The following is a 6,042-nucleotide window of genomic DNA, read 5'->3' as shown; positions in this document are numbered from 1 at the left end:
GCGGGCGCCCCGCCCACCCACCATAGTCTCTCCCCGGGCGCGGCCCCGCGGGGGGGGGGGGGGGGGGGGGGGGGGCGGGGGGGGGGGCGCCCAACACCCCCCCCCCCCCCCCCCCCCCCGCCAGCGCTCCTGAGCCCAGGGTGGGGCACCGATGGCGCTACCACTCGTCGGTGTCGCCGTACTTCCCTGGGTTACGAGCACGGTCCACAGCCTGTGCGCAAGCCTCGGCGAAGGCAGCCTCGACGGCTGCCTTGTCCGTGCCTCGCACCTGGGCCTCGACCTCCTGGCCCGAGCCGGGGCGTCGAGCTGTGCGCCAGGCCGAGGCGCGGTCGGTGTAGCGGTCGGTCTCGAATTCCCAGGCCGGCACCGACCACTCCTCGGGGACGCCAGCCGCCGCGCGTGCCCCACCAGGGAGGAAGAGTGCTCGGGCGTGGAAGACCGTGGTCCGCGCCGGCATCCGGTCGCGGACGGTGCTCGCGCGGCCGGGGCCCTGGTGTTCCCAGCGCCAGCGGTCCCATTCCTCGACCTCGGCGGTGTGGTCGGGCCAGTCCTCGCTCCACCGTGTGACGGCCTCGTCGGCGTGTTCGCGGTGGAGGAAGGGAACGCGCCGCTCGCCGAGACGGGCGACACAACCCCACCACCCTGCTCACCCAGGCTGCCGCCCGACGGGAACTGGACACGGCGGAACGTATGAGCGGCGTGCTCGTGTGGCGGCTACGGCGGATGGCCGACCTCCCAGCTGATCCCCAGATCGTCCAGGGCCGACGAGCCAGCGGCAAGCCCGCCGTCTCCTCGCCAGGACGGGCCGCGCAAATCGGGACCAGGCCCGCGAGTAGTTCCCCACTGCGACGCTGAACCGCGAAAACCGAGCCGCCAAAGAGAGCCGACGATCCCCGGTTGGGCTAACCGGGGATTCTCCAGACCGTGGGCACGTCGGCACCCACCCCGCCCCGCTAAGGAGAACCCCTATGCTCACCCCCACCCCTCGCCCCCACGTCATGGCCCTGCTGTTCGACACGGACTTCAACCGACCTTCGGGCGCCCGCACCTTCCGCCACCTCGACGGACGCCCCTTCACCGACGAGGAACAGGCCCTCGCCGATGACGCCACCCTCGAAGAACTCCAGGCCGCCAGCGTCCACGTCCACAACCCCGAGGCCGGAGCCGAGGCCAAGGCCGCTGCGCACCAAATGGCCGAGCTTCTGTTTAAGTACGTCCTCCCGCACCGTGAAGCCCTCATCCCCTTCATGACCCACGAGGACATGCTCGAGTACGGCCGGTTGGAGACCATCGTCGCTGCGGGCGCCCACCGCCTCCGCCCTCACAAGGACTGAGCACATAGGCACGGCAAAAGCTCAAGAACCGGCGGCCGGTGGTCGGCAGTGCTCCCCACCACCGGCCGCACGTCGTCCGGCCGGACGGCCCCACTCAAGCTAGACCGCGAGACCACCTGTCCCAGCCGCCGCCATCGCCGATCACCGTGAGCTGGTCGCCGAGCTGTTCGCCGCCCGCCGACAGCTCGGGCAGGTCGGCTACAACCTCAAAACGCTGACCCAGCTTCCGGGAGGCGGCGCGACCAGTCGTGGACGCATGCTCAAGCCCGGCCCACCTCATTCGAGGTGGGCCGGGCTTGTTGCATCGGCAAGAGAACGGCCCGTCGTCAGCTGGCTGGAGCCCGCAGAAGCCGTTCCTGAGTGCTTTCGGGCAGCACCCGGCGCAGGACCGGTGCCGTAGAACTCAAGGAATCGGCGAACGCGGCGACGAGGTCGTGCGGCACGCTGGCGCCGAACGAAGCGGCCCACAGATAGCCTGCGCCAGGCACCGGCTCGGCCCATGCCTGCCACCCAGCCAGGACCGCCTCGTCAGGTTCGGCCACCAGGGCGAGCGGGTCGGCGTCCTGAATGAGGGGCGGCACCTCGCCGAGGTGGACGTGGGAGGCGAAGGTCGGGTCCACCGCGCCCGCGCCGGACGCGTCGATGTCGCGGAGCCAACCGTGCGCCGTAACGGCGTCGAGGACCAGCTCGGGGCCGCCGAGTGAAACGGCGGGCTTATCGCGGGCGTCGAGTGCGACGAGGAAGTCGGCGAGGACCTCCCCGGGGACATCGGGGGTGAAGTAGGCAGACCACTGGGCGAGCGGGCTGCTTATGTCCGTACGAGCGGAGACCTGCCAGGCGATCGGCAGACTCCCCAGGTGAAACGGCTCATCCGGCAGGACCCATTGGGCCCAGCGGAGAGTGTCGGGGCTTATGTGCAGAACGGTGCTGCGCAGGACCTGACGGTCCTCCGGCGCCTCGTCCGGCACCCGTCGCCCGCGGACGATCGCCAGGCTCGTCCAGCCCAGCTCGGTGAGTGTGTCGGCGACGGTGTCGTACAGGCGTCCGTCGTCACCGGCCAGGTGCCGGGGACCTACCCAGTACGCGGACTGGACGCCAGTCGGGGTGGGCGGGCCAAACGGGAAGTCGGGATGCAGGGGCCTCCAAGGGCTTGTGGGTTCTACTTGCCGCCGGCGATGCGGCGGTGTGCGCGGCGGCATCATGGACGGAATCCCTGCCAGGCAACCTTGCGGCGACCTTGGGTGGCAGATGGCAGCCGACCTGCGTGTCCGTGGCCCGAACGTTGGCGACGCAAGCGACGGGCCGGCCGGGGACTTCAGACTCGAGCGTCTGGCGTCACGCCCGCCGGGCGGTACCCAGCACGCGCGCTACGGCGACGGCGACAATATCGGCCGGCGTTTCGGTGCCGAATGAAATCTGGTAGCCGCGCACTTTGGCCGTGCCAGTAACGGCGATCTTCCATCCCTCCCCCTTGGTGCCAGGGCGGCCAAGCGGGAACCATCCGAGATAGAAGCGACCGTCCTTCGAGTTGACGTGCACGTCCGCGCGGTCGTCCACGACCAGGTTGAAATCGTGGGCGGAGAACTGATCCATCACAAGCGTGGGCTGGCCCGGGCCGAGCTGCCACTCACGCAAGCGCAGGGCTCCGACGCTGGTCGAGAATCCGGGACTCGGGGGCGTCGCAGTCACAGACAATCACCTCCATGACCTGGGCGTTTACAGAAGGTCGTCTACGTTGACATGCCTTGCCCGCGTTGGCCACTCATTCGTGGATCTCCGCTGTCTGCCCCGGGCGAACTACGGTGCAGCCACTCCTGTAGAGCCTCGTGATCCATGTCGGAATCTCACGCCCGGTGTCGTACGGATGTCGGCTCGTTGAGACGTCGCAGGCCGAGGCAGTTGGTCGACCATTGGGCCGAGCGCCGGGGCTGTGAGTAGGGTGCGTTCGTGGCGATCGAGAGCTTGCAGGCGTTGTGTACCGCGATGGACCAGGTCGCACTGGATACGTGGCGCCGGTTGGAAGACAGCCGACTTCCCGGTCGCCGCTTCGATGAGACGAGCGTCACGGATAACAACCTCGACGCGTTGAGGACTCAAGTACCCGGGCTGCTGATCTGGCAGAGCTCCCAATCGCACGAGCGGGAGACAGGGGCTGACTGGGAGTGGTGGATCGGAGACGATGACGCAGGGTGGCTCTGTGTCAGGATGCAGGCCAAGCGCGCCTACGAGAGTGGCACGTACGACCAGTTGCGACATGGAGGGGACGCCGGGGACAGGTTTCAGTACGACACGCTGATTCGCGGCTGCGACCCGGCCCAGGGCCGCTATCCGTTCCACGTGTTCTACAACGGCTGGCCCAAGGGGCAGTTCCACCCGGGCACGCACTGGGCGGTACCGGCATACTGGAACGCCTGTCCCAACATGCTCGGCCATGACGAGTGCGGCCACGCCGAGCCCAGACATTACGGCTGCGCCATCGCGTCGAGTCATTACGTCAAGCAGCTGTGCGAGTCCAAAGGCCGTTCCAAGTATTCGGTTGTGGACCACCTGTCTCAAGCGGTGCCCTGGTCGTATGCCTTCGGGTTTCCGCCGTTCAATCCGAACCGAGAGGAACGGTGGGATCCTCGGATCGACCGCGGTGATTGGCTCGACCGTGTCCACGGCACCCTGGAGGTTCTCAGCGAAAGAGGCGGAGCGAGCGGCGCACGCGACGCGTCCGGACACCTGCACCATGTTCCGATCGACCGTAATAGGCGGACCTTCGATCTTCCGCGCTACGTGCATAGCATGCGGAGGACGGCTCCTGGCTTCTTCCATCCTGGCACCGAGGGAGAGGTTCCCGCTGCGCCCCGTACGGTGATCGTTGAACGGCAGGTGAAGCCAAGCCGCACCCGTAGATCCTGAGCTGTCGTGTGCCGCCGTCGGCCGAACGATGGCGAGCGTTCCGCTGGTACCGCGACCGCTGGGCAAGGGCAAGGTGCGGTGGAGCCCACCGTTAGTTGCCAGCCGAGGTTGTTGAGAACCGCGAACGCGATCGGCACGAGCTCTACCGACAGGCAGGCGGGACCGCGCCAGGCCCATAGGTCAGGATGCGCCGCCGTTTGGGCGCCCGGCGTCGGTGAGTTGTCACCAGTGAGGCAGCTCCGTGGTAGACCTCCCGGGGGCTGTCGTGAGGAGTCCGCCACCACGGTGAGACCGATCATTCCCGACATGCGGTGAGACGGGCCGAGAGCACCGGGTCAGAGCGATCCCATACGACACGAGCCGCGAGAACCTACAACTCCCCATCTGGAGACGCACGAAGGTTGGTGCGACACGAAGCACGGTTCAGGCCCCACGGGCCGAGAGGCTCACGGACTGCCGGACTGCGTGACACTCCGTGCGAGTTGGCCCACGATGTTCAAGACGCCCTGCCCGAAGCTGGTCGGAGCGATCAGCACGCCGAACACCAGCACCACGATCACGGTCAGCTTCTCGTCCAACCGGCTTCGGGCCTGTGTGCGTCGGCGTAGTCGCAGGACGATGACGACAGCCAGCAGGACCGCCACGTTGATGGTCAGAATCACCCTGCCAGCCCTCCTGTCAGGCAAGACAACGGATATCCCAGCCCTCCTGCATAGTCCGAACTGGGCGGTGAAATGGTTCGGTCACCAGTGGTTGGCAACAAAGCGCCGGTCTTGGGCTGATTTGCCAGGCACCTGTCACGTCAGGACAGGGCAGTCGGCCGGCGTGGCGGTGGGATGCGGTCGAGCAGGTCCCACAAGGGGCGGGATCCTGCGGCCCACTCGCCGAGAACGCGGCGGTCGACGAGGTGGATTCGGTGCTGCTTACCCCAGGGGATCGCTTTGGAGGAGAAGCGGCCGTTGGTGAGGACGACCGCGATGTCCGCTCCGTGGATCTGGCGTGCAGTGCCGTTGACCCTGCTGCAGCACCCCGACACCGACCGCGGCACCACGGCCCCCATCCCGGCGGTGCTTGCACTGGATCGCCCAGACGCGACCGGCGGGGTCGACGGCGCGCACGTCGCAAGCGTTGTCGCCAGCACCTCCGAGCTGCTCGGCCTTGCAGCCGTCGCGGCGCATCAGGTCCCGTACAGCGAACTCGAATGCACGGTGATCCAGGGCGTCGAGCTCGGCAATCCGCAGCTGCAAGGCTTGGGCGCGTACACGAGCCCAAACTGCCCGCTGTTGCGCCTTCTGGTACCAGAGGCCACCCGCAGCCGAGGCGGCCACGGCGACGATGACGAGGACCCACCAGTGCGTGAGCAGCCACTGCACGACGGCGGCGAGCAGGCCGACTGCCACGACCATACCCACGACCAGGGCGACCTGCTCGTCCTGCTTCTTGGATCGGCGAACCGGTCGGCGTCGGGCAGAGCGCCGTATCGGACGGCGGCTCACCGGGTCCCGCCCAGTTGCGCCGAGGTGGAGGAAGCAGGCACGCGCGCCGTGCACGTGGCACCGCCTACCGCGGCTGATCCCACATGCCGCCGTGTCTGCGCCCCCACCGGGGCGGCACCCCGAACGTGGTCCGCAAGCTGAACCGCCATGAAGGAATTCCCCCTCTGTTTAAGACCGTGTCCTATGTGGGGGTTGGCTCGTTGAGTCGTTCATGGGGCGGGGTACGTGGAGTTGGATTGTGCCGGACGGGCTGTGGGAGATCGCGGAGCCGTTGATCCCGCCGTCGAAGGTGCGGCCGCAGGGCGGCG

The 6,042-nt window shown here is 68.1% G+C and carries 7 protein-coding genes and 1 pseudogene; 3 read left to right on the top strand and 5 right to left on the bottom strand.

Going from position 1 to position 6,042, the window contains the following annotated elements; translation table 11 throughout:
• Positions 1 to 157 precede the first annotated feature (157 nt).
• Entirely contained in the window at positions 158 to 367 is a 210-nt protein-coding gene (locus ACH4NX_RS34935) for a hypothetical protein (RefSeq protein WP_398130062.1), read from the bottom strand.
• Positions 368 to 968: 601 nt separating this feature from the next.
• Between ACH4NX_RS34935 and ACH4NX_RS34930 the strand changes: the two genes are divergently transcribed.
• A complete protein-coding gene (locus tag ACH4NX_RS34930) occupies positions 969 to 1,334 on the top strand; it encodes a hypothetical protein (RefSeq protein WP_398130063.1) in 366 nt (121 codons plus the stop codon).
• A gap of 326 nt (positions 1,335 to 1,660) precedes the next feature.
• Here the strand turns inward: ACH4NX_RS34930 and ACH4NX_RS34925 are convergent, their stop codons facing one another.
• Both ACH4NX_RS34925 and ACH4NX_RS34920 read right to left on the bottom strand, forming a co-directional pair.
• Complete coding sequence (locus tag ACH4NX_RS34925) at positions 1,661 to 2,533, bottom strand: DUF317 domain-containing protein (protein WP_398130067.1); 873 nt, start codon at positions 2,531 to 2,533, stop codon at positions 1,661 to 1,663.
• Between the two features lie 136 nt (positions 2,534 to 2,669).
• Positions 2,670 to 3,023 carry a DUF317 domain-containing protein gene (locus ACH4NX_RS34920; RefSeq protein WP_398130064.1) on the bottom strand — a complete coding sequence of 118 codons (354 nt, stop codon included), beginning with the start codon at positions 3,021 to 3,023 and terminating at the stop codon, positions 2,670 to 2,672.
• Positions 3,024 to 3,281: 258 nt separating this feature from the next.
• Here ACH4NX_RS34920 and ACH4NX_RS34915 point away from each other — a divergent pair, with 258 nt between their 5' ends.
• A complete protein-coding gene (locus ACH4NX_RS34915; protein WP_398130065.1) occupies positions 3,282 to 4,238 on the top strand; it encodes a DUF6615 family protein in 957 nt (318 codons plus the stop codon).
• 446 nt (positions 4,239 to 4,684) lie between these two features.
• Here ACH4NX_RS34915 and ACH4NX_RS34910 read toward each other — a convergent pair whose 3' ends face one another.
• Positions 4,685 to 4,897 carry a hypothetical protein gene (locus tag ACH4NX_RS34910; RefSeq protein WP_362360592.1) on the bottom strand — a complete coding sequence of 71 codons (213 nt, stop codon included), beginning with the start codon at positions 4,895 to 4,897 and terminating at the stop codon, positions 4,685 to 4,687.
• Positions 4,898 to 5,161: 264 nt separating this feature from the next.
• Complete coding sequence (locus tag ACH4NX_RS34905; protein WP_398153383.1) at positions 5,162 to 5,416, bottom strand: restriction endonuclease; 255 nt, start codon at positions 5,414 to 5,416, stop codon at positions 5,162 to 5,164.
• Between the two features lie 529 nt (positions 5,417 to 5,945).
• Here ACH4NX_RS34905 and ACH4NX_RS34900 point away from each other — a divergent pair.
• Positions 5,946 to 6,042 (top strand): annotated as a pseudogene (locus ACH4NX_RS34900) (IS5/IS1182 family transposase); the annotation flags it as partial.

The organism is Streptomyces sp. NPDC017225, assembly GCF_044331465.1.
Lineage (GTDB): Bacteria > Actinomycetota > Actinomycetes > Streptomycetales > Streptomycetaceae > Streptomyces.
Note: the sequence above shows the minus strand (reverse complement) of the source record. Positions and strands in the feature narration are given on the sequence as shown.

Excerpts from the sequence above, each read along its gene's own strand:
- ACH4NX_RS34905 (WP_398153383.1), bottom strand. The coding sequence starts at position 5,416 with ATGCGCCGCGACGGCTGCAAGGCCGAGCAGCTCGGAGGTGCTGGCGAC.
- ACH4NX_RS34925 (WP_398130067.1), bottom strand. The coding sequence starts at position 2,533 with ATGCCGCCGCGCACACCGCCGCATCGCCGGCGGCAAGTAGAACCCACA.
- ACH4NX_RS34930 (WP_398130063.1), top strand. The coding sequence starts at position 969 with ATGCTCACCCCCACCCCTCGCCCCCACGTCATGGCCCTGCTGTTCGAC.